General features: G+C 61.8%; 22 protein-coding genes. 10 read left to right on the top strand and 12 right to left on the bottom strand.

The genetic code is table 11. The annotated features are described in order from the left end of the window. Positions 1-3: 3 nt before the first annotated feature. The 4 genes from BV071_RS11325 to BV071_RS35325 form a co-directional block, all read right to left on the bottom strand. Entirely contained in the window at positions 4-1,353 is a 1,350-nt protein-coding gene (locus tag BV071_RS11325; RefSeq protein WP_052573157.1) for a protein kinase, read from the bottom strand. 830 nt (positions 1,354-2,183) lie between these two features. Next, positions 2,184-2,591 (bottom strand): hypothetical protein, encoded by a 408-nt coding sequence (locus tag BV071_RS11320; RefSeq protein ID WP_265594337.1) that lies wholly within the window; start codon positions 2,589-2,591, stop codon positions 2,184-2,186. 101 nt (positions 2,592-2,692) lie between these two features. Next, positions 2,693-2,833: a hypothetical protein gene (locus tag BV071_RS35330; protein WP_265594336.1), complete on the bottom strand. Its 141-nt coding sequence runs from the start codon at positions 2,831-2,833 to the stop codon at positions 2,693-2,695. Positions 2,834-3,124: 291 nt separating this feature from the next. Beyond that, a complete protein-coding gene (locus BV071_RS35325; RefSeq protein ID WP_265594335.1) occupies positions 3,125-5,314 on the bottom strand; it encodes an alpha/beta hydrolase-fold protein in 2,190 nt (729 codons plus the stop codon). A 230-nt stretch (positions 5,315-5,544) separates the two neighbouring features. On the opposite strand from BV071_RS35325, the gene BV071_RS11305 reads away from it, so the two are divergent. Continuing rightward, a complete protein-coding gene (locus BV071_RS11305) occupies positions 5,545-6,240 on the top strand; it encodes a PEP-CTERM sorting domain-containing protein (RefSeq protein ID WP_035606543.1) in 696 nt (231 codons plus the stop codon). 57 nt (positions 6,241-6,297) lie between these two features. Here the strand turns inward: BV071_RS11305 and BV071_RS32825 are convergent, their stop codons facing one another. From BV071_RS32825 to BV071_RS11290, 3 genes are read right to left on the bottom strand one after another with little or no spacing between them, the layout of a single operon-like run. Then, complete coding sequence (locus BV071_RS32825) at positions 6,298-7,119, bottom strand: folate-binding protein YgfZ (RefSeq protein ID WP_052573156.1); 822 nt, start codon at positions 7,117-7,119, stop codon at positions 6,298-6,300. A gap of 4 nt (positions 7,120-7,123) precedes the next feature. After that, entirely contained in the window at positions 7,124-7,978 is an 855-nt protein-coding gene (locus BV071_RS11295; protein WP_035606540.1) for an NAD(P)-dependent oxidoreductase, read from the bottom strand. A gap of 2 nt (positions 7,979-7,980) precedes the next feature. Then, on the bottom strand, positions 7,981-8,808 hold the full coding sequence (locus BV071_RS11290) for a hypothetical protein (protein WP_265594334.1): 828 nt from the start codon (positions 8,806-8,808) through the stop codon (positions 7,981-7,983). A gap of 352 nt (positions 8,809-9,160) precedes the next feature. Between BV071_RS11290 and BV071_RS11285 the strand changes: the two genes are divergently transcribed. Next, positions 9,161-9,385, top strand: a complete 225-nt coding sequence (locus BV071_RS11285) for a hypothetical protein (RefSeq protein WP_035606535.1) — start codon at positions 9,161-9,163, stop codon at positions 9,383-9,385. Between the two features lie 284 nt (positions 9,386-9,669). On the opposite strand, the gene BV071_RS11280 is transcribed toward BV071_RS11285, so the two are convergent. Genes BV071_RS11280 through BV071_RS11270 form a run of 3 tightly spaced genes read right to left on the bottom strand, consistent with a single transcriptional unit; the run spans position 9,670 to position 11,741 of the window. Continuing rightward, the gene (locus BV071_RS11280; RefSeq protein ID WP_035606533.1) at positions 9,670-10,914 is read right to left on the bottom strand and encodes a hypothetical protein; all 1,245 of its coding nucleotides are present in this window, start codon (positions 10,912-10,914) and stop codon (positions 9,670-9,672) included. Positions 10,915-10,933: 19 nt separating this feature from the next. Further along, the gene (locus BV071_RS11275; protein WP_035606532.1) at positions 10,934-11,140 is read right to left on the bottom strand and encodes a hypothetical protein; all 207 of its coding nucleotides are present in this window, start codon (positions 11,138-11,140) and stop codon (positions 10,934-10,936) included. A 31-nt stretch (positions 11,141-11,171) separates the two neighbouring features. Next, positions 11,172-11,741, bottom strand: coding sequence for a hypothetical protein (locus BV071_RS11270; protein ID WP_035606529.1), 570 nt, complete (start codon positions 11,739-11,741; stop codon positions 11,172-11,174). A 454-nt stretch (positions 11,742-12,195) separates the two neighbouring features. Here BV071_RS11270 and BV071_RS11265 point away from each other — a divergent pair, with 454 nt between their 5' ends. The 6 genes from BV071_RS11265 to BV071_RS11240 all read left to right on the top strand — a co-directional run bounded on the left by BV071_RS11265 (position 12,196) and on the right by BV071_RS11240 (position 17,535). Next, entirely contained in the window at positions 12,196-13,707 is a 1,512-nt protein-coding gene (locus BV071_RS11265) for a cellulose synthase family protein (RefSeq protein ID WP_035606526.1), read from the top strand. Between the two features lie 10 nt (positions 13,708-13,717). Then, positions 13,718-14,365 (top strand): L,D-transpeptidase, encoded by a 648-nt coding sequence (locus BV071_RS11260; RefSeq protein ID WP_081885930.1) that lies wholly within the window; start codon positions 13,718-13,720, stop codon positions 14,363-14,365. Positions 14,366-14,492: 127 nt separating this feature from the next. Next, the gene (gene rpsT / locus BV071_RS11255) at positions 14,493-14,756 is read left to right on the top strand and encodes a 30S ribosomal protein S20 (RefSeq protein ID WP_035606523.1); all 264 of its coding nucleotides are present in this window, start codon (positions 14,493-14,495) and stop codon (positions 14,754-14,756) included. A 94-nt stretch (positions 14,757-14,850) separates the two neighbouring features. Then, positions 14,851-15,093, top strand: a complete 243-nt coding sequence (locus BV071_RS11250) for a Zn-finger protein (protein WP_035606520.1) — start codon at positions 14,851-14,853, stop codon at positions 15,091-15,093. Positions 15,094-15,232: 139 nt separating this feature from the next. Next, positions 15,233-16,732, top strand: coding sequence for a sigma-70 family RNA polymerase sigma factor (locus BV071_RS11245; protein ID WP_035606517.1), 1,500 nt, complete (start codon positions 15,233-15,235; stop codon positions 16,730-16,732). Between the two features lie 29 nt (positions 16,733-16,761). Continuing rightward, entirely contained in the window at positions 16,762-17,535 is a 774-nt protein-coding gene (locus BV071_RS11240; protein ID WP_265594333.1) for a hypothetical protein, read from the top strand. A 13-nt stretch (positions 17,536-17,548) separates the two neighbouring features. Here the strand turns inward: BV071_RS11240 and pheT are convergent, their stop codons facing one another. Then, a complete protein-coding gene (pheT, locus tag BV071_RS11235; protein ID WP_035606512.1) occupies positions 17,549-19,924 on the bottom strand; it encodes a phenylalanine--tRNA ligase subunit beta in 2,376 nt (791 codons plus the stop codon). 48 nt (positions 19,925-19,972) lie between these two features. Then, on the bottom strand, positions 19,973-20,989 hold the full coding sequence (pheS, locus tag BV071_RS11230; RefSeq protein WP_035606509.1) for a phenylalanine--tRNA ligase subunit alpha: 1,017 nt from the start codon (positions 20,987-20,989) through the stop codon (positions 19,973-19,975). Positions 20,990-21,127: 138 nt separating this feature from the next. Between pheS and BV071_RS11225 the strand changes: the two genes are divergently transcribed. Next, a complete protein-coding gene (locus BV071_RS11225) occupies positions 21,128-22,165 on the top strand; it encodes a glycoside hydrolase family 43 protein (protein WP_265594332.1) in 1,038 nt (345 codons plus the stop codon). A gap of 111 nt (positions 22,166-22,276) precedes the next feature. Beyond that, positions 22,277-22,729, top strand: coding sequence for a hypothetical protein (locus BV071_RS11220; protein ID WP_265594331.1), 453 nt, complete (start codon positions 22,277-22,279; stop codon positions 22,727-22,729). Positions 22,730-22,950 lie beyond the last annotated feature (221 nt).

Genomic DNA, 22,950 nt, shown 5'->3' with positions numbered 1-22,950 from the left:
GGGTTAGGTTAATGATTTTATCAGCGTTGCCGAAATGCTTTCAAATAGCCGTCCTATCAGGCCCTCCTCAGAAGTCTCCGAATTGAGGGAGAATGCACCCTGCGGGGAAGATGAATGTATCTCTTTGTCGTCTTTCAGTATCACCTCAACTTCGGAAGTGAGGTCGAATGATTCAGCGAGTGTCACGGAAATAGTGAATTTGTATTCAATCCCGGCCGGGGGGATGCCCGCGTAAAGTGTTCTACTGGTGGGCGAATTTGCCGCATCAATACGATTTAATTCAAGGTTCGAGCCAAACTCACTGTTGAGCATGTGGAATACCGCCTCAAAGATTTTATTTAACGTGCCCTCAATTTGCTGCGACGTTACTTGCTGCCTAATGATGGAGTCGGTGTCGATGTCGCTACTTTTGAAGAGTCGGTCTAGCGCTCCTTTGAGTTGCTGGGAAGGTGTAAGGGAGACCGGCTCCGAAAAGTCTGAGAGTTTGACGATATTAAGTCTGGTATTGGAATCTTTAATCAGGCAAGCTTCGGCAATCGAAGCTAGGCGATTATGACGCCTCCGCTTGTCATCGGAGATAATCGGCCGCTTGCTGAGGACTGCAAGGGCAAGTCTGTATCTATTCTCCTGACGCATTTCTTCGGCGAATAGTTCCTCCTGCGAAATAAGGTCATGTATTACCGCGCCAATTTGGTAGAGGTTAAGTGCCTCCCAAAGCTCTTCGGAAGGTTGCGCGGTGCGAAAGAGATACTCGGGTGAGCTATATTGAGCCGTGGCCAGAAATGGTCGGTGCAAGCCATGGTCGGTGGAGTCAGGACGGTCCTCATTATTTGAGATTTCTCGAACGACGCCAAGATCGACCAATTTAAGCGTGCGGAGATCATCGGATATTAAAATATTTTCCGGTTTGATGTCCCTGTGAATAAGTCCGATGTCTTTTAGGTAAGCGACTGCGTTAACAAGCTGGTCGACGAGTGGTTGTATATGATCGGCCGGTATCGTCCCAATTACATCCTTTAATTCCTTCCAAGGAAGGTGTTCCATGACGCAAATGCATGTGCGATCATACATTTTGAGGTCATAGATTTTAACTAGGCTGTCGCACGAGTGATCAATGACCCTTCTTTGTAATTCAAGACGCTTGAGTTGCGACGCAACATCGCCCCCTTCAAAAAATCGTGGGTCTGTTATTTTGATGGCGCGGCTTTCTTCGCCTTGTGTGGCCTTGAAGACTGCTGCCGATCCTCCCACCCCCGGTGGATTTTCAAGCTTCCAGCCAACATACTCGACGGCGATGTAAGCCTCCGCAATCTGTCGGAGGGCCTCCACGGTTTCGGGGGAGAGATCGGGCATTCGTTTGCTTGAGTATGTGAGACGGAAATCAGATTCCAGCGTGCCCACGAAATCAAGTCATTGGGTCGCGAACCGGCCCCGGCAAGGGTTGGGCTTGTGTCGGGCCGTGCGATGGATCGCCCCTAGAATCCGAGACTACATCGAACTGCGGGAAGTGAGTTCTTGATGGTGATCGTGCGTGCTTCTCTGTAATGCCGAAATCGTCCGCATTAGTGCAAGGTGTTAGTGCAAGGGATTCCTGCGAGGCTGAAAGTCCATACAACCAAGCGGAATTGAGGAATCGGTGCCCTAAACTACCAGTACTGATCGGATCAGCTGAGCCTGATCTAACGACCTTCCAAAGGGCTGCGGGCAACCGCAGCCCTTTTTGTTTCTGGAGTTACCGCAGTGGCGCTGCACCCGCTCGCGGCGTGGCTGCTTTCGATCCTCCCCCGTCCGCAGCCCCCTCTGTTCTTCCTCGTCCTCCCTCTTTTCGGCACAGCCGCTTTGGGAGTGCGCGCGAGCATCGCCGCTTTCTGGGCGAAGTCTCCCCACTCACCGCCACACAAGTTCTCGGTAGATCCTCCCTCTCCGCAAGAAAGGGCCGCGAGTTGCCATTACGGCCGACTCACTTCAATCAATCCCAGCTCCACAACTCCAAAGCCCCAAGGGGGCGGCACGCCGAAAGCCCAGGGTAAGCGAAGCGCAACCCTGGGTCTCCCGGACAATCCGAAACGTGCCCTGAAGGGGCACTGGTAGGCTGCTTAGTTAGGCAGTCTCCCTTTTATACCATGGTTTTCCTCCTCCTCTGCGCTCTCCAAATAGGCAACGATGTAGGGCGAGGGCGGCCTTCATGCGTTTTGCTGCGTGAGTCCCTTGAATCGCCGCCCGCGCCACACCAGCAAGCCAACCCAAACCCCAACTGCCACCAATCCCGCGAGCCAATGGGGCAAGGTGAGCCGCAAGTTCTCGGATTCGATCGCATTCGTCGCCGGATTACGGACTTCGTAGGCTTGGGCCCGAAAGGAGCGGAAGATCTCGGCCCAATTCTTAGCGGCAGGGGTGTTGCCTCGATCGAACACATTCTGCACTCCCACAGCGGGTCCCTTGGCGGTCCACAGCAGCACTCTATTCTGCCCGTGAACGACGATGAACTGCGTGCCGAAGAGGTGACGCCTGAAATTGGTCCCCTGGAAGTTACTGTCGACCCAAGCGATGGAGATGAAGGCTAGCACCAGCAGCCCGAACCAAAAGATCAAGGAGCGATGCAAGGCCAGCTTCACCGTGCCACAATGCCCACTCGTTCCGGAAAGGGAAGGCTGCTAACACCTACCCCAGCTGTGATGACCCCACGCCCCCTCTATCGGTGGAAATCCTTCTGGCTCGGCGTGCTCATATTCTGCTTCTTGGCTTGGGCTTGGTCCCGCTCGATCACCAGCCCTCCGAAATGGGCGATGTTGGTGCCTGGCCACATCGGAGTCTTCCAAGAGAATGGTGCCATTGGCGCCTGGGGAATGCAGGCCCTGCCCTTCGCAGGGCCGTACTTCGATGCCTGGCAATCGCCTAGGACTCCTCCACCGCAAGGACTGGTGTTTCGCCCGGCGTGGCGGGTGGAAGGGCAGATCTCTACTTGGAGAATCGTGGCCTCCTACTGGCTCTTGATCCTCCTCTTTTTCCTTCCTTGGGCCACCTGGCTCGCTTGGCGCTGGCACCGTCTACGCGGACTTCGTCGGACCCGCGAAGCGGGGGAGCGGCTTCACGCTTGATGCCAGCGGCGTATGCCTCGCGGAGCTCATCTGAAAAGCAGCGGCGCGAATTCCCTCAAGCAACGCCGCCAGGTCTGCCACTCGTGCGCGGTGCCGGGTGATTCATAGTAGCCCGTCTTGATGCCCGCGGCCTCCAGCGCATCCCGATACCCCTTCAACCCGTCATAGAAGCGCTTGTCTTCCGCTGTGCCGATCCCCAGCCAGACCAGCTTTACCTTCGCATTGAAGGCCGCGGCATCGGCAAAGACGCCGCCCTGAGCGGTCTTCGCGTCGAAGCTGCTGCCACCCAATCCACCGCCCGCCCCGCTGAAGCCACCGAAGTGCGAGAAAAGATCGAGGTGCTTCAGTCCGATGGTGAAGGTCTGCATCCCTCCCATCGAGAGCCCGGCCATCGCCCGATGCTCGCGATCGGAGAGCGTGCGGTAGCTGGAGTCGATCATCGGAATCAGGTCATTCACGAAGACCTCTTCCAGGGCTTCCGTCGAGCGGCTGAAATCACGTGGGCCACTGCTCACCGCCGGTGCTCCGGCCTTTTGCGCGTAGCCGCGCTCCATCACGATGATCATCGGCTGGGCCTTCTTCTCCGCGATGAGGTTGTCCATGATGTGATTCACCCGGCCCTGCACGCCCCAGCCGCGTTCGTCTTCGCCGCCGCCGTGCTGCAGGTATAGCACCGGATAGCGGGCCGATGAATCGGCATCGTAGCCGGGCGGGGTGTAAACGAAGATCCTGCGCCAGCCCCCGGTGGTCTTCGAGAAGTACGAGCGTTCCCGTATTTCACCGTGTGGCACCTCCTTCGGCTGATAAAATTCGCCATCCGCATCGGGGATCTCGATCCCGCTCGATTGCTTGCTCACCCCGTAGAAGCTCTCGCTCGCCGGGTCATTCACCTGCACACCATCGATCACCAGCCAGTAGTAGTGAAAGCCCGGCACCTGCGGATCCGTGGTGGCGGTCCAGACTCCGTCCGCGTCGCGCTCGGCGTTGTAGCGCTTGCCGAGGTCGAACTGCACCTTCTTCGCCTCCGGAGCTTTGATTCGCAGGGTCACCCGCCTGTCAGGATGGACCCGCGGGAACTCCGCGCCCGGCACATTCGTGCTCGCGGGCACACCGGCGGGTGGTGCCGGCTTTTCCTCCGCGGCTGGGGCTGGCGTCTGGGTCTTCTCCTGGAGGTCGCGATCCAGTGTCTCACCGTCGAAGGGCACCACGATGATCTTGCTGCCGTGGCGGTCGTTGCCCTTCTCCTGATCCTTCGGCACGTCCAGCACGGAGAGCAGGAAGTGCGTGACGTGCCCGTCCTTCATCACCACCGCCGGCCGCTCGATCTTGTCCCAGTGATTGACCGTGCCATCGGTGTAGCGGAGGAAGTCCGTGGTGGGATCATAGGCCAGTCCCCGCAGCGTCCAGTTGTCGATCCCGTTTGGCGAGGTCATGTGCCATGCCTTGCGGGTGCTCCAGCCATTCACCACGATGTGATAGAGGCCTCCGCTGTACCACAGGATCGGGTCCTCCAGATCCTTCAGAGGCAGTCCCTTGACCGTCGGGTAAACGCTGCCACCCTGAATGGTGTAGGGGCCCAGAATGCCGCTCTTGCTGATCCAGATCGCCCCGGAGCGTGCCAAGATCATGAAGTCACCATCGGGCCTCAGCAGCACGCAGACATTCGACATCTTGCCGAGTTCGCTGAACTCACCCGGCGCGACCTGGATCTTGCCGTGATACTTCCACGGTCCCTCAGGCGAGTCGGCGATGAACACATCACCCGGCCTCGTCTCGCTGACCACCGCGGCGTAGCGGCCGTCGGGCAGCTTGAGTGCGGTGACGTTGTGACCTTTTCCTCCCTGGTCATCGGGCCAGCACAGCCCCTTGTCTTCGTAGGGGCCCGTGACCTTGTCGCTCACCGCGTGCACCGCGGTGGATTGCCACCAGCCGTTGTGGCCCTTCGCTTGATCCCAGCGGCTGGCGAAGAGGTGGAACTTGCCATCCGCACCGGGAATGACCGCGCCATCCCAGTAGCACCACTTCTCCATCGTGGTATCCTCCAGACCATTCTGCGGATCGCGCGGCAGCACGCCCGGTGCACCCCATGCCTCGGACGAGAGCTTGCCCTCGATCGGCATCGGCTTGAAGTAATCGATCAGGGTCTTTTCCGCGGCGTTGGCACAAGGTGCGAACAAAAGCGCCACGGCCAGCGCGAGATGGGTTTGGGGATTCATGGAGGCAACCCTTCAAACCTCGCCCGCTACCTCGATGTTTCAGGCATCTCTAGCCGCAAATGGGGGATGGGATTCTCCCGCACTTGGAGGAGCCCTGCCCGCATCGATCACTTCTGTCACCCGGACATGCGACACCCCGACATGCGACTGATCGAAACCCGGGGAAGGGGATAGCTTCCCGATCACGCGGAAAGGACCAAGCCGCCGCGTCGACCCCCAACCCAAGCCCCATGATGAAACCCGCCCTCCTCGCTGCCGCCCTTCTCAGCGGCTCCGCCCATCTTGCCACCGCTGCCGTCATCTCCTGGCAAACGCCATCCAACATCACCGGTGCCAGCGACGTTACCCTGCAAGGCACCTACTACGGCTCGTGGGCCCCGTACAATGCCAATGCTCCCTCCACCCCGGTCAATGGCGTCAGCTTCCAAGGCTTCTCCGATCTGCCGTCCCTGAACTCCGCCTTTGACGATGGTGGCGGCTACTGGGGCCCCTCCACCGCCGATGCGAACTACAACGAGTTGCTGAAGTACGGCGCCTTCGTCTACAGCTCCGAGTCCCGCGGCTTCTCCTGGGGCGGCATGACTCCCGGCCACACCTACCTCGTCCAGCTCTGGATCTCCGATCCCCGCAACATCAATAGCTCCCGCTCGGCCGTGATCTCCAGCGGTGCCGGTGACCTCTCCGCCGTGCTCAACTACCCGGCCGATGGAAGCGGCCCAGGGCAATTCATCATCGGGACTTTCGTCGCCGCTGCCAACGGCAGCCAATCGATCCTCATCGATCCCTCCCAGAACGGCGACCCTAACGGCGGCAGTGCCCAGATCAACCTGGTCCAAGTCCGAGACCTCGGCGTCATCCCTGAGCCCTCGTGCATGGCTCTGGCAGGACTCGGTGCGCTCGGCCTCCTGCGCCAGCGGCGGAAGTAGCGCAACTTTGCAAGTTGCGGATGGGAGTGTGTACCCTGGAGATCGATGACGATCTCCTCAAGGGTGCACCCTTACTACTCTTCCTCCCACCGAGAACTCCTCCATCCCGTATCCCGCCTTCTCCACATAGCCCAAGGCCGGAACCAATCCCGTCTCCGCATCCGCTACAGACGAAACGCTCGTAATCACCCCGGCTTCCTTCCCTTCACCGGTCACGAAGCGTTCTCCTTCTGCGATACCTGCCTCTAACAAAAATCCGCTGAGCTTCCGGTTCAGCTTCCCGGCGCTCTTGATCCGCGACAGCACTTCCTGCCCGATGTAGCAGCCCTTGCGATACGAGATCGCATCGCGGTCCAAGCCAGCCTCAGGCGGCAGCATCCCCGGTGTGAGTTCCTTGCCCCAGGCCGGGACCTTGGCCGCGATCCTCCGCGCTTCCACTTCTTCCACCGCGATGGAAGGAATCCCGCAAGCTTCCCCGGCCTTCAGCCACACATCGTAGCCCTCACTGCCGAAGCGATTCACCCGCCTGACAAAATCGCCGGCCGGAGCTTCCGCGGCGTCCAGCACGTGCCACAGCTCCCACTCCGCGGAGACATTCTCCAGCTCGGCATCATCCGAAATCAGATAGCGCCCCAGCCGCGGCTCAAGTTCTTCCTCCAGCTCCGCCGGCGCCTCAATCCAGATCGAGCCATCCTCCCGCGAGTAGAGATAGACCAGCGCCTGCAGGCGTCCCTTGGCATCGGTCACACAGGCGGGCAGCGCGGCCTCTGGAGTCAGCAACTTCACGTCCTGGCTGACCTGACCGTTCGCATAGCGGGCCGCATCCGGGCCTTTCAGGGCGAAAAAGGCCCGCTTTCCGATCGAAAAAGCCCGGCTCATCTTGTCACGCCTGCACGTAGGGTGCTGCCAGAGCCGAGTAGTCCTTCTCCGCCAGGCCCTGGTCACAGAGCTCAGCCATCCGTGTGGAGACCGCCTGGATCGCCGGTGTCTCGAGTCCGGCCTCAGAAGCAAGTTCCAGCACGTAGCGGCTGTCCTTGAGCATATTCGACAGCGAGAAATGGGTATCGAAGTCGCCCTTAGCCATCGTCGGCAGCTTCATCGCCGCCAGCACGCTGCCGGATGCATTCAGGGCCACCGCTTCGGTCAGCGCGGAGGGAGCGATCCCGTGGCTGGTCGCCGTTGCCAATGCCTCGGCCAGAGCCTGCACCGTGCACGCGGAGATCAGGTTGGTCACCAGCTTCATGATCGTCGCGGTGCCGGTCTCACCGGTCCGCAGCACCGCCTTGCCGCTCTTCAGCAGCACCGGCTCGATCTTGTCGATCCACTCCTGCGGACCGCCGGCGTAGTAAACCAAGCCTGCTCCCGCCGCTGCCTCACGGCTGCCGGTGAAGGGGCAATCGAGGAAAACGATTCCGCGCTGGGCGCACTCCGCCGCCAGCCACTTGGTGGTAGCCAGATCGATGGTCGAGTGATTCACCAGCACTCGCTCCGTGATGGGCGGAAGCGCGAAAACCTGCTGGGCGACTTCCCGCACGGCCGCCGCGTCCTTCAGGTAGAGCAGCACTAGATTCGCGTCCTCCGCGGCTTCCGCCACGCTGGCGCATTCACCGGGGAGCCCCTTGGGCGTGCGGTTCCAGGATTTGACCGTGCCCAGTTCGGACTTCGCCAGATTGGCGGCGGCGCGGGAACCAATGATGCCCAGGCCGAGCACCGCGATTTGCCAGATAGTGGCGCTCATGATCACTCGTGACGCGTGAGGGCCAGTTCGACCAGCTTCTCTGCCTGCTTGTGGATCTCAACCATCCGCTCCTTGGTCGCCGGGTTGCCGTCGGTGACCATCTCGTGGCTCAGACCAGCCAGCAGATCGCGCATTGCCACGTAGTTCGCACGCTCGGAGATCTTCGGCTCCAGACCGCTGACGACCTGGGAATAGTAGTCGGCGATGTCCTCGCGCATCACCTGCTTGGCGCGCTCCTCGCTGAACTGGGTCTCCACCGCACCGGAGGAAACCTGCAGCGCGCGGATCCAGCCACCGAGGGAAATCAGGTGTGCCACGTCCGGATCGCGCAGGGAGACCAGCTCGAGCTCCACGTCCTTCTGGGTGGCGGCGAGTTCCTTCTTGAGCGTCGGCACGTCCTTCTTGTGGGCGCTTTCCAGGAGGCTCGCGGCGTGGCGGTTGACCTTCTCGCCGACTCCCAGGCCCTTGCCGTATTTCGTCAGATCGGCGGCCATGGTCTCGACCTTCGTGAGCTCACCGGCCTGCACGATCAGGAAGCCATCGGCGATCAGGAAGCCCAGCTCCACCGCCAGATCGGCGCGGTTCGAGGGCATCTTCGTCACGGTGTCCCGCGGCGATTTCAACATCGGGATCGGGGCCAGCGCCTCCAGGGATTCGAAGATCTTGGCAATTGAAGGGGCTGTGAACTCGTTGACTGCCAATTCCTCCCGGACATGCTCGTCGGAGAGCAAGTCTTCCGGGATCCCCGGCTTGTCGGGCTTGGCATCCTGGCCCATGGCGGCTGGAAGCGCCATGATGACGGCAAGCGAAATCCCCAGCAGCGAACGCATCGGTGTCACGGAAGTCATGCTGCCACCAGTTCCCGAATCCCGCAACCGGAATGCCCGTGCAAAGCGCCACTTTCCTCAACCGTCACAGACCCCCATGCACTCCCCCTGGCAGGGGTAGGGGGTATCTTTAGAAGATGAAGAAGAAGTAGAAGATGAAGGGGAGGGTTTCAACGGGGGTTTTTGGCGCGAGGGGAAGGGGGGTTTTGAGCAGTGGGAAGGGGGGTAAGAGATAAAAGCATCGAACGCCCGACATCGAAGTTGGAAGGCAAGCAATGATTTTCATCGGAAATCCCGATGGAGAGCCTCGGCCTATCGATTCCGGGAATCAGGGGATTGTGGGTAAGTTCCTGCCATGCCCCGATCCCTTCCAAGCTACGATCCTGAATCCGATCCTTCCTCCGAGACCCCGACCGTGCGCTTGCAAGCGCGGGGGCCGGAGCTGCCGGGAGATCACACCGAAACCCGCGAAGTCCTCGGGCGCTTCGTGGTGACTGTGGCGATGTATCTCGTGTTGGTGCCCCTGCTGGCTGTCTTGTTCTTCGCCCTACGCGCCTTCACGATGGGCGGGTTCCGCTGAGAGGCTGTATGAAAGGCAAGGATCGCCGTTTCGCGCGATCCCTCCTCTGTAGCGGCGCGTCTATGACCGTCGCACTTCGGCGGCAACAAGCCGCATCGTGAGAGCCTTGCTTCACCCTTCCAAAGGCGCGTCCACGAAAAGCATTGCCTCCACCGTTTTGAGATCCGTCTCAAGGGCAGCTTGGTCTGCGGCGTCGGGAATTCTTTCACCAGCCGCACGGGCGGCGGCAAGGGCTGTCAGGCAATCGTCGCGGCGGCCGGCCTTGGCATGGCAGCGGGCGAGGCTCAGAAGCTCGCGGTATGTCCAGCGCGTCCGTCCCTAGGATAGCCGCAGGCGCATACGCTGGGAATGAATTGGATCGAACCGTCCGGATAGACGATCCAGCCCCAATAGACGGATTCCCCGAAGTAATGCATGAAATCGAAGAGCGGGACATTCCGCAGGTGCAGTTCTTTTACCTTCTTGGGTTGCTCTGGTGGTTCGATGCCTAGCGGCAAGGGTTCAGTCGGAAGGGGCTCGAAGAACCTGATGATGTACCGGTGGTCGATGTCTAGTTTCTCCAGGCGCTGGCGGATGTCCTCCAAGACCACGGTGGCATCCACGTCTTCATAATCGACCTGCGGGACGATCTCCTTCTTGAGGAGGTTCACGGTCTTCTGCGCTTCGGGCGGGAAGATGGTGTCCGGTCGCTTGTAGGGCGGTGGCGGCGGTTGTTGTTTCTGCTCCCGCTCATATGCCTGCTTCGCTTCCAGTTCCTTGGCGGCCTCGCCTTCGGGCGTGAGCTCTGGCAGGCCGCTGCATTCCAACGAGACCAGGCTCAAGGCCCGCTGGTCGAGGAAGACGAGGTCGTCGGGCTTGCCGTGATAGACGATCCGCACCTTGGCACCGACATCCATCCTGCCGGTGATCCGCGGGCGGTCATCGGTCATGATGAAGGGAACCCGGCCCACCGCCTTGCCATCGATCTTCACGTCCTTGCAGGCGAATCCCGGTCTCTCGTCGCTGGGATAGCCGAAGTAGAAGCTTTCGATGGTGCCTTCGAGCACATGCTTGGGCTCGGCCTCCGCCTGCTCGCGGGTCATCTCCACGACGCGGACCTTGCAGGTATTGTCGGAGGCGAAGTCGACCGCGAAGCTCAGGTAGGCATCCTCATCGCCATGACCGAGGTAGCTCCAAGTCTTCGTGCGTGTCTTGCCGCGGACGGAGAAGGATTCCGAGCCGACCTTGCCCAAGGCCTGCTCGACCTCGACGGGGGTGCTGGTGGCGGTCAGGCCCTTGGCGCGTTCCTTGAGCTGTGCCATCTCGACCTTCGCCTTCGCGCAGGACTCGGCGTCCTCTTTGGCTCTTTCCGCCCAATACGCCTTTTTGGAGATGGGGTCCTCCCTCAGCCGCTCTTTCCAGACTTCGATCAGGCTGGCCATCTCGGCCTTGGCTTCGGCCGTTTGGGTCTCTTCCTCAGCGCAAAGAGAGAGGACCGGCGCAAAGCTAAGCAAGGCGGCGGTGGTGGCGAGGATTGCCGGGCGGATCATGCGGATGAGATGGCTTTCATCATTCCCGGCAGGCGCGGGAATTCAATCCAATCCCGTTGCTTCGGCTTGTTCCACTTCCTGCCGCCAGCCGGCGCGGGTTCCGAGAATCGACGATGAGGTCCAAGCTGTCCCCCACCTGCTTGCCGGCGAGATCGGGCTGCGAAACGCTGGTCGTCGTGTCGTTGGGCAGGACCATGCGATCGCAGCGGCGGCAGCGTTTGATCATGAAGGCTTACGGACGAGCTTGGGGCGGAAATTCAAATGAGGGAGAACTCCAGTCCCTTGGCCTTGGCCTCGGCTGCGGCGGGCAGGATGACCCGTGAGCCCTGCTTCGCGACCGCTTGGCGGCGGATAAAGGAGTTCAAGCGTCGGGAGAAGGACGTAAGCAGCGGCCAATCCCAGGAGTCGGGGTCACCCATGTCCTTGATGGTCTTCCGCCAGGTGGTGGCACGGATGGCGCTGTTGTGGTTGCTGTGGGACGGGCCCAGGCGTTCACGGAGCGGGGCTCGGAGGTAAAGCTGGATCAGGCCCCAGCCCTCTGTGCTGTAACAGAAGGAGGGAGTATCCGTGAACTGGATGCGGCGGTGGTGGACCGTGCCGCCGGCCGCACGTACGTGGAGCTGGAGGTGGATGGTCTCCGGAACTTGGGTCCAATCGCCAGCGGGGATGAGGTAACGCGCTTCGAAGTCGGCGAGGGTTTTGAAGCAGAGTGTCTCTTGGCCGCTGCGGGAGCTGAGTTCGTAGATGTCGCACTCACCGGCCTCAAGGAGGTGGCTGAGGATGCCGAGGTGGTCTTGGCCTAGGGCGTAGAAGTCGCAGTTGGGCATGAGAATCCGTGCGGGGTTCTGCCGCCAATGCTAGATGCCGATAGCCGGGATCAGTCAATTGCAGTGCTGGCGCGTAGCTCGGGCTTGGCTGGGGGGCCGGTGTTTCGCGGAGCGGAGCAAATTGTTTGAAAGAAGCCGCCAGCATCCTTCGTTCCCTCCTATCACTCCCGTTCATACCGGGAAGAATTCGTTTGAACGAAATCCGCTTCGGCGGAATCCAACAGAACCGGAACGGGGACGCTGCCTTCCCGCTTGGACCTTGTGGTTGAAGGCTTTCCGCTGGAGAACCGGTTTCCTGTCTTGACAGTGTAATGCAAAGCTGGTGGCCTCCGGCCTGCCCGGATTCCATTTCTGACAACCAATCAACCGCTACCGCGGTGCGATTTCGTCTCCGCGTTTCCGAGCACGCTGAATTTTTCCCGAACGACTGTCCCAACCCTGAGCTAGCACACGCATGGACCTCTCCTCACCTCTTTGGTATTTCTCGTATATCGTTGTGCTCACCGGTCTTGCGGGTTTCGGTTTCCACCGCCTGTGCATCGTTTACCTCTACCTGCGCCACGCGCGGAAGCACCCGGTGCCGAAGGAGATTTTCTCGGATCTGCCGCTGGTGACGGTGCAATTGCCGGTCTTCAATGAGATGCACGTGGTCGACCGCTTGCTCGACTCGGTCTCCAAGCTGGATTACCCGCAGGACAAGCTGCAGATCCAGGTGCTGGACGACTCGACCGACGAGACGACCGAGATCTGCCGCAAGGGCGTGGAGCGCCTGGTGGCGCTGGGCTTCGATGCCGAAATGATCCACCGTGATGACCGCACGGGCTTCAAGGCCGGCGCTCTGGAGCACGGCACCCAGTTCGCCAAGGGCGAGTTGCTCTTCATCTTGGATGCGGACTTCGTTCCGAATCCGGACGTCCTGCAGAAGACGGTGCACTACTTCTCCGACGACCAGATCGGCATGATCCAGACCCGCTGGGGTCACCTGAACCGCACCTTCAACGTGCTGACCCGGATTCAAGCGATGTTCTTGGACGGTCATCTGGAGCTGGAACAGACCGCGCGCAACCGCAGCGGCCGCTTCTTCACCTTCAACGGCACCGCCGGGATCTGGCGGAAGAGCTGCATCGCCGACGCCGGCGGTTGGGAGCACGATACGCTGACGGAGGACATGGACCTGTCCTACCGCGCGCAGCTCAAGGGCTGGCGCTTCATCTTCCTCAATGAGGTGGAAACCCCGGCCGAGTTGCCGGTGGACATGGACGGCTTCAAGAGCCAGCAGCACCGCTGGACCAAGGGCTCGATCCAGGTGTGCAAGAAGGTCCTGCCGGCAATCTGGAAGGCCAAGGTGCCGCTCTACATCAAGATGGAGGCGACGGCGCACCTGACCTCGAACTTCGCCTATCTGATGCTGATCTGCCTGTGCTTCCTGATCTACCCGAACCAGCAGCATGCGCCGGATTTCGGGTCGATGACGAAGTACATCATCAATATCCCGATCTTCTTCTTCTCCTCCGTTTCGGTGGTGGTCTTCTACATCACGGCCCAGAAGGCCCTGCGCCCGGGTAGCTGGTGGAAGGAGCTGCCCTACCTGCCGCTGCTGCTGGCGCTGGGGATCGGGATGTCGATCAACAATGCCAAGGCGGTGATCGAAGCGCTGCTGAACCACCAGACCGCCTTCGTCCGCACGCCGAAGTATGGGGTGGGCCAGAAGGCCAAGACCGACTGGAAAAAGAGCAGCTACAAGGCGATGAAGACGCTCACCCCGGTGGTGGAACTGCTCTTCGGCTTCTTCTTCCTGTTCGTGGTGGCTGAGGCGGCGGCTAAGGGGAATTACTCGTCAGCAATTCTTCTGCTTCCCTTCCCGGTCGGATTTTTCTATACGTCGCTTTCGTCGATGGCTCGCCTGCTGCCCTCCGGTCGCGTTCCTTCAGACTCCACTGCTGAAAAACACACCACGGACAACTAAGTCGCACCCCATGATCAAGCGAATCCTGCGTTACGCGCTCGCTTCCTCGTTTTTATTACCCGCCGCGCTGTCATTGAACAGCTGCGGCACGGCCAAAGACACTCACAGCCAAATGGTTGTGAGTGTTCGTGACCAGCGCTTGCTGCTGGTCAAGGATGGCAAACCGGTCAAGTCGTACGTCGTATCGACCTCGAAATTCGGGATCGGTTCGAAGAACGGCAGCAACTACACCCCGCTCGGCAAGATGGAAGTCGCCCGCAAGATCGGCGACGGCTATCCTTCCGGGATGGTCTTCAAGAGCCGCCGGCCGACCGGTGAAGTGCTCCAGCCGAACGCCCCTGGCCGTGACCCGATCGTGGGCCGGATCATGTGGCTGCACGGCATGGAGGCCCAGAACCAGAACACCTTCAAGCGCTGCGTCTACATCCACGGGACTCCCGAGGAGTGGCGTCTGGGCACCCCGGCCTCCTACGGATGCATCCGGATGGGCCAGAAGGATGTGGTGGATCTCTACAACCAGATCGGTGAAGGCGCGGAAGTGCGTGTGATGCGCGGTTCCCTGCTGGAGACCTACGAAGGCCAAGAGTGGGTGAAATCCCACCCGAATGCCTGCCCCGCGCCGAGCACGGGACTGGGATCCGGGATGGCGAAACTCTAATTCTGGAATTCTCGTCCTGACCCACAGACAAGCTTGACAGGGGCGGCGGTGTCCCTACATTGCCGCCCCCGCGCGACCCCGCCCGGGTTCTCAACCGTCCCGTTTTTTCGTTTTTCCGTTTCTTACCATGGCCAATCACAAGTCAGCCCTCAAGCGCGTCCGTCAGACCAAGGTCCGCACCGAGCGTAACCGCACCCGCAAGACCACCATCAAGACCCTGCGCAAGAGGACGCTTGCCGCGGTGGCTGCTGCTGACAAGCCGGCTGCCGGTCAGTCGCTGTCCGAATTCTCGTCCGCCGTTGACAAGGCCGCCAAGAAGGGCCTGATTCACAAGAACAAGGCCGCGAACCTGAAGAGCAAGGCTGCCAAGGCGCTTGCTTCGATTGGCTAAGCTGAACCGGACGGTTGAAGGAATTTCCAAAAGCGGCCCCGGTATCCGGTGCCGCTTTTTCCTTTGGTTGAGAGACCTACCCACCCTTTCATTCATGAACCCCGCACCCGTGCCGCCCGAGCCCGAATCCCGCCAGGCCAAAGCCGCCAAGATCGCCGCCAATCCCTCAGGCTACAAAGTTTGCGAGGGTTGTGACTCGATCGTCGGTGCCGGAGCGGTGCTTTGCCCGAACTGCCACAGCTATCGCTTTGATGCTTCTGCGGAGCGGGTGATCCAGCAGGCGAATGCGCTGGGGTCGCGGGAGCAGACCTCGGTGACGGCGGGGGATTTGAGCTGAGGCTGGGGCGGCCTCTTTGGTGAGGCGATAGGTCGTATGGGTCCTATAGGACCTATGGCGGGCGCTTCGGGGCATGAGGTCCCGGCGGAATTTTTCCCAAGGCTGTCCGATTTTTCCGGCGGCGGTTATTATGGGATAAGTGAACGCTTTGACCGACCAGCAGCTCCTGCAGGAGTACGCCAAGAGCCGCTCTGAAAGCGCCTTCAGGGAGTTGGTGAGGCGGCACATTGATCTGGTTCATTCGGCGGCGCTGCGGGTGGTGCGGAATCCGCATACGGCGGAGGACGTGACTCAGGCGGTTTTTACGGCGCTGGCCAGGGAGGCCGGGCGCCTTTCCTCCCACCCGGTGCTGGCGGGCTGGCTGCATCGTACGACGCGGCATCTTTCGACCAACAGCATCCGCAGCGACGCGCGCCGGCGGTCGCGCGAGCAACAAGCGATCGCCATGAATGAGCAAGCGGCCCATGCGAACGAGGGTGAGCCCGCTTGGGCGGAGATTGCGCCACACTTGGATGCGGTGCTCGGCGAACTGAGTGAGTCCGACCGCGATGCAATCCTGCTGCGCTTCTTCGAGAAGCGCTCGGCGAAGGAGATCGCGGCGCAACTGGGGATCAGCGCGGAGTCCGCGCAGAAGCGGGTGAACCGTGCTGTCGAGCGTCTGCGTGAGTTGTTCGCACGGCGCGGGGTCAGCGTTTCGGCGGGTGTGCTCACGGTCGCCATTCCGGGACATGCGGTGCAAGCCGCGCCGGTGGCCTTGGCTGGTGCGGTCAGCGCCGCGGTCCTTGCGGGCCCGGCCACCACCCTGACTGCGACAAGCCTGATCATGAAGATGCTCATTCCCATCGCGACCGTATTCCTCGCCGGGGCTTGGCTGCTCCAGAATCGCGAGGCTGACCGGCTGCGCGCCGAAATCGCTGTTGCCGTGCCTAAGCTTCCGAGCTCCGGTGGACGCTTGGAGGGAGAGGCTGCCGCGGCGCCCATGAGGGCGGAGAGCAAAGGTGTCGGCCGCACCGTGGCACCAAGGGCGGGCTTCTCCGTGGGTGCGGGAGTGGAGGTCGATGGCGAGCAGCATGGAATGGACCTCGATCCCAAGCTGGTCGGGCTCGACAATTTGGGCCGCCCGACCACGGACGCCGTCGAAAGGCTGGAACTCACCGATGGTGAAATCGCCGCTCTGGAAGCAGCCGTCCGCCGAGTGCGGGAGGAGGCGAGCGCGGACTTCGTGGCGCGGGTGAAGCTGACCGGGGAGGAGAAGAAGGCGGATGGCTACCACTACTACTATCAGGCGCCAGCGCGTCCGGATCGCGGACAGCACTTCTTCGAGGAGCTTTCGAAGGCCTTCGTCACAGCGATCGGCGAAGTGCGTGGCACGCGCTTCAGGGCTGCCATGCCTGAGGACGAGTTCCTCGGCGGCATGGGGAAATACGACCTTGAGTTCGACCTCTATGGGCCGACGCAGAACAACATCGGGGTGGTGAAGTGCGTCTCCCGGGAGCCCGGCTCTGACAAAGGCGGGGGAAGCTTTACCGGAGCGATGGACTCTTTCGAGGAACGATTCGGAAAGGTCTTCGACTTTCCGGAAGAGGGCGGAGCCGCTTATCCGAAGCTCCCGATCCGCACGCTTCCGCAGGGCCGTTAGAGCTGGGTCTTCAACCCCGGATAAGGATCATGAATTTGTGGAAAGTCTTTGGCTGCTGTATCCTGCTGGCTCTCACGGGGGCCTTGGTCCTCAAGAACCGGGAGGTGGCGGGATTGAGAGAGCGAGCCCGTGTCCTTGGGACTGCGGGTCCTTCCGATTCTTCCAGGGAGACGAAGCCTTACGGCCCGCGAAGAACCCGCGGAGAGCCCCGCTCGTCGTCCGGCTCGGACAAGCTGGCCGCGCTGCTATTGGAGGGTAAGAAGGATCTGTGGTCCGACGACGGCGATGGGACCAATCTCTTTTCCGAGATTTTTGCCCTGAAGACGAACGGAGAACTCGCGCCGGAGGCTATCAAGCTCCTGAAGCTCACGGATGCCAATGTCCTGCGGCTACAGGAGGCGATGAAGAGCTTTCGCAAAGAGGCCACGCAGGACCTAGCGAGCCGCATGAAGCCCACCGTGAATCATTCCGAGGACGGTTCCCTTCACCAGTTCTACTATGCCCGCGCCCGCCGCGACCGGGGGCTGGCTCTGTTTGATGGGCTGCTGCAGGAATTCGAGCCCGTCCTCGGCGAGAAGCATTCAGTCGCGCTAATTAAAGGGCTGTTCCGGGACGATCTATCGGCACGCTTGGCAAAGCCGGACCTTGAGGCCGAAGTGATCCGCCCTAGGGAAGGTGCCGTGATGGTAAGCTACCAGATGCGCAGCCCGAAGGACGGCCGCACGGCTCAATTCCACACGACGAAATTGGCCGAATTCGAAGCCGAATTCGGCAAGCTGTTCGAGCTTCCCGCGGGGAAATGAGCGGCGGCAAGGCCTAGCGCTGCGTGAGCTTGAGTCCGCTGGTCAGCGCCTCCACCACCACCTTGTGCGCGGCGTCGATTTCCTCGGTCTTCAGCGTGCGATCCGGTGCTCGGTAGTGCATGCGGTAGGCGATGGACTTGCGGTCGGCCGCGAGCTTGGCGCCGGTCTCGTCGCGGAAGACGTCGAAGCACTCGAAGCCGGTGAGCAGGGGCTCCTTGACCTTGGCGAGGACCTTCTCGAGTTCGGTATTCGCCAGCGCGGCCGGGGCTTCGAGGGCGACGTCGCGAGAGGAACCGGGGAACTGCGGAAGATCGGCGATGTCCTTGCTGCCGGCGACGAACTTGCGGAGTTTGGGGAGGTCGAGTTCGGCAACGAAGATCGGGCCTTCCGCATCCAGCTCACGCTGGCGCGAGGGCAGCAGCATCGCGAAGGTGCCGAGGTTCTGACCGCCGGCCTGGATGTCGCAACCGAGGGCGAAGCCGTCGCGCTGGCGCGGGACAAGCTGGACGGCCGCGGTGGGCACGAGAGCGGCGATGATCGCCTTGAGATCGTAGAGGTCCGCGGCAGCTTCTGGACGAGCCCAGCCCGTGGGCAGGGCTGGGCCGGAGAGCAGGATGGCGAGCGAGTCGGCCTCAAGATCCTTGGCCTTGCCGCCGCCGGCATTGCGGAAGACGCGGCCGATTTCGAAGAGGCGCAGCGCCTTGGTGCCTTGGCGGACATTGCGGGCCGCGGAGGCGACGAGGCCGGGGACGATGCTCGGGCGCATGACCGCGTGGTCCTCGCTGAGCGGCAGGCTCACGCGAATGGTATCGCCGGGCAGCAGGGGCTTGAGTGGCAGGGCATCGCCGACCTGGGCGTCGGAGATCAGCTTGATGGTCTGGCACTCATGGAAGCCGAGGGCGGCGAGGCGCTCGCGGATGCGCATGTCGGCATCGTAGGCGGCGTCCACGCTGCTGGAGGGCACGAAGGTGCCGCGCAAGCGCGAGGGCACGGCATCGAGGCCCTTCACTCGGACGATCTCCTCGACGAGGTCGATGTGGCGCTGGAGGTCGGCACGGAAGGGTGGGACATACCAGCTGCCATTCGAGCTGAGCGAGAGGCCCAGACGCTTGAGGATGGTGGTGGCCTCGTGGTGGGGGATGCTACCGCCGGTGAGCTGGTCGAGCTTGGTAGTATCGAGCGTCACGGACTGGGTCAGCACAGGTTCCTCGCCCGCCTTCATGGTGACTTCTTCCGCGGTGCCACCGGCGATCTCGGTGATCAATTTCACCGCCAGCGCGGAACCGGCGAGGACATTGTCCGGATTTACGCCGCGCTCGAAGCGATACGAAGAGTCCGATGAAAGTGCAGTCCGGCGCGAGGTGCGACGGATGCGCGAAGGGGTGAAGTACGCGGACTCCAGTAGGATCTCGGTGGTGCCGTCGGTGACGCCGCTATCCGCGCCGCCCATCACGCCCCCGAGGGCGAGGGCGCTGCCGGATTCATCGGAGATTACGCAGTCTTCTTCGAGCAGTGGATAGGTCTGGCCGTCGAGGGCGAGAAATTGCTCGCCCGCATTCGCCGCGCGGATCACCAGCGCGCCGCTGACTTTTGCGGCATCGAAGGCATGCAGCGGCTGGCCGATCTCGTGCAGCACAAAGTTCGTGATATCGACCACGTTGTTGATCGGGCGCAGGCCGATGGACTCGAGCCGCTCCTGCAGCCAGGCTGGGCTGGGCGCGATCTTCACGCCGGAGATGCGCACCGCGGTGTAGAAGGGGCAAGCATCAGAGGCTTCGATCTTCACGCCCTTGCCGGTCAGACCGTGCCGCTCGGGGATCTCCAGGGGGGCCAGCGGCACTTCAAGCAGCGTGGCCATTTCACGGGCCATGCCGTAGTGGCTCAGCAGGTCCGGGCGGTTCGGCGTGACTTCGACTTCCAAGAGGACGTCGCCGTGGAAAAGCTCCTTCACCGGCTTCCCGATCGGTGCGTTGGCGGGCAAAATCATGAGGCCGTCCTCCGCGTCCACCAGGCCGATCTCCGAGGCTGCGGCGAGCATGCCCTTTGACTCGACACCGCGCATGGTGGTCTCGCCGATGGTGAAGCTGCCAAGATTCGCGCCGGGCAGGCAGCAGGGCACCTTGTCGCCCACCTTGTAGTTCTTCGCACCGCAGACGATCTGGCGGAGGGTGCCTTCGCCGGCATCCACCTTCGTGACCTTCAGCTTGTCCGCATTCGGGTGCTGCACGGCTTCCATGATCTGCGCGACCACGATCTTGTCCGAGACCACGCCTTTTACCTCGATGCCTTCGACTTCGACGCCAGCAAAGGTAAGCAAGCGATCAAGCTCTTCAGGCGACTTGCCCTTGAGATCCACATGCGTCGCGAGCCAATTCAGCGAAACATTCATACTAAAAGAAATTCGTTAGATTCGTCCAATTCGTGGTGCCTTCAATCCTCAAGCGAACTGCTTCAGGAAGCGCGCGTCGTTCTCGATTAGCAGGCGGATGTCCTTGAGACCCCAGCGGATCATGGCAAGACGATCGAGGCCCATGCCGAAGGCGAAGCCGGTGACCTTCTCGGGATCGTAGGCACCATCCTTGCGCGAGCCGTTGATCTGCTCGAAGACGGCGGGATCGACCATGCCGCAACCGGCGACTTCCACCCAGCGCGGGGCCTGACCCTTCACATGGAGCTTCACGTCGATCTCGAAGCTGGGCTCGGTGAAGGGGAAGAAGTGCGGGCGGAAACGGACCTCCGTGCTGGAGCCGAACATCTCTTGGAAGAAGTATTCCAGCGTGCCCTTCAGGTCGCCGAGCGAGACGTCGGTATCGACATAGAGACCTTCGAGCTGGTTGAAGACCGAAAGGTGGGTCGCATCGATTTCATCCCGGCGGTAGGCGGAGCCGGGGGCGATGATGCGGACCGGCGGGACCTGCGACTCCATGGTGCGGACCTGCACGCTGGAAGTGTGGGTGCGCAGCAGCTTGCCGGAGTCGAAGTAGAAGGTGTCCTTCTCATTGCGCGCCGGGTGGTCGGCGGGCGTGTTGAGGGCGTCGAAGCAGTGGAACTCGTCTTCGATTTCCGGGCCCTCGGCGAGAGCGAAGCCCATGCGGCGCAGGATCGAGATTGCCTGGTGGCGCAGGATCGTGAGCGGGTGGAGCGAGCCGTGATGCAGGGCGCGGGCCGGGAGGGTCAGGTCGATGCCTTCGAGCGCCTTCTTGTCGGCGGCGTCCTGCAGGGCCAGTTGCTTGGTCTCCAGCGCCGCGGTGATCGCACTACGGGCGGTATTCAGCAGGGCACCGACGGCGGCCTTGTCCTCTTTCGGCACGTCGCGCATGCCGGCGGAGACTTCGGTGAGGGTACCCTTCTTGCCGAGCACGGCGACGCGGGCGTCCTCCAGCGCGCGGGCATCGGCGGCGGCTTCGATCCGGGCCAATGCCTCGGCCTGAATGGCTTCGATCTGATCCTTCATGGGATGGGAAAACGGGAAAAAGCGGGGCGCAGGGGATAGCCGCTGCGGGCACCGGAGTCAAAGGCTTGTCTTCAAGAGGGAGGGCCCGCCGGGACAAATCGCTTTCCCCCTGCGGGGAAAGGGGGGAACCTTGGCGGGATGAGGCGACGGTTTTTCGTGCAGGCTGCTGTTTTTCTGGGACTTGCCGCGCTCTGCCCGGCGCAGGAGGCCGGGAAGGAAGGGGGCTGGGTGCTAGCCTACTTCCGCCAGCGCTACGAGGGCCGGGTGGAGATTGATGCCCAAGGGAAGGAGCACCAAGTGCCGCTGCCGGACCCGATGAACGTCGAGTATCTTCACCTCGCGATCTCGGCCGATGGCCGTCACTGGACCCCGCTGAACGACAACAAGCCGGTCTGGAACCAACGCCTGCGCGATCCCTTCGTCCGACGCGGGGCGGATGGGATGTGGCATCTCATGGCTACGGGCGGCCGGTCGGCGCAGAAGCCGGATGAGCAGGGCTCTGGTCCGGTGTGCCTGCACGCGGTCTCGCGGGACTTGCTGAAGTGGGAGACGGTGGAGGCGCTGCCGCTGATGAAGGGCGTGCAAGACGAGGGAGGCCGGCCGGCGCGGAACATCTGGGCGCCGGTGTGGTTTGCGGATCCCAAGAGCGGGGAGACCTTCCTGGTGTGGTCTTCGTCCTTCGAGGATGCGGGATGGAAGAAGAGCCGGCTGTGGTATTCGCGGACGAAGGACTGGAAGACTTTCACGCCGGCCAAGGTGCTGTTCGCGCCGCCGTATTCGGTGATCGATGGCACGCTGTTAGAGCAGGGCGGGAAGTACTACCTCTTCCACAAGGAAGAGGAGTTCTGCCCGGCCACCGGGGAGCGGCGGGCGATCCGGGTGGCGGTGGCCGATGCGGTCGAGGGGCCGTACAAGATTTACGATGGGCCGCTGAACAAGGGGCAGATTGTGCCGGTGATCACGGAGGGGCCGAGCATCATGCCGGACCCGAAGGGCAAGGGCTGGCTGCTGCTCTATGACTACTGCATGACGAACCGTTTCGGGCTGTCGTCGTCGGATGATGTCTTGAACTGGAAGGTGGAGGAGGATGTGAGCTTCCCGGCGGATGCGCGGCACGGGAGTGTGTTCAAGGTGGATGCAGAGGAGTTGGAGAGCTTGAAGGCGGCGTTTCCTTGAGCTTGGGTTGAGGGTTTGGTGGATCGGGCCGCGCCGTGATCCCTTCTCGGGATCGAGAGTCACAGGCAATTTCCCCGGATGGCGGAGTTAGGGAGAGAGATTCGCTTCTCCATGGTCCGCTTCCTCTTGCGCTCGCCCCTGCTGTGGATCGGCATGCTCGTGGCCGCGTATATCTCGTGGCTCTGGCTCAAGACCACCGCGAAGCCAATGGGCTTCAGCTATTCGCGCCGCGATCTGCAGATTGTGGTCGCTCTGGGTAGTGAGCGGTTCTCGCTTGCGACGGGAGCGGCCTCGGGGCTTGGGGCGGGTACGGGTTTTCAGCTGGATTTTGCCCCCGGGAAATTTGGGCCAGCACATTACCTGTGGATGCAGAGCCTCGGAAGAAAAGGTCCCGTCGCGTTCGTCGGTTCATCGACTTACTGGGGTGTTAGCTGGTCCTTCCAGGCGCTGCTCACCGGCTATCTGGCGGTCTGGTATGGATTCCTGGGCTGGCGCGCGTGGCGATATCACCGGAGGCATATGGTGCGGGTGGACGACCCGGTCCAGCCAAGCGCGGACGCTTGAGGCGATTTGCAGACAGGCCTTTGCGTTGACAGTGCAAGGCCATCGCATCAGGTTGCCCCTGCTTCGCTTCGCTCGACGGTGAGTCCGCATGGATACCCGCGGTGAAGGCGAGCTGCCGACCTGACTTAAGGAGGCAAGGGTCCGCGCCGAGCCCACGAGGGATGGCAGCGTCCGCGAGAGCGCGATTCCACCGGTCCCCGGAGAACTGCCGCCGTGTTGCC

It is taken from the genome of Haloferula sp. BvORR071, assembly GCF_000739615.1.
Lineage (GTDB): Bacteria > Verrucomicrobiota > Verrucomicrobiia > Verrucomicrobiales > Akkermansiaceae > Haloferula.
The sequence above is the reverse complement of the archived record's forward strand: the minus strand, read 5'-3'. Positions and strand labels throughout refer to the sequence as shown.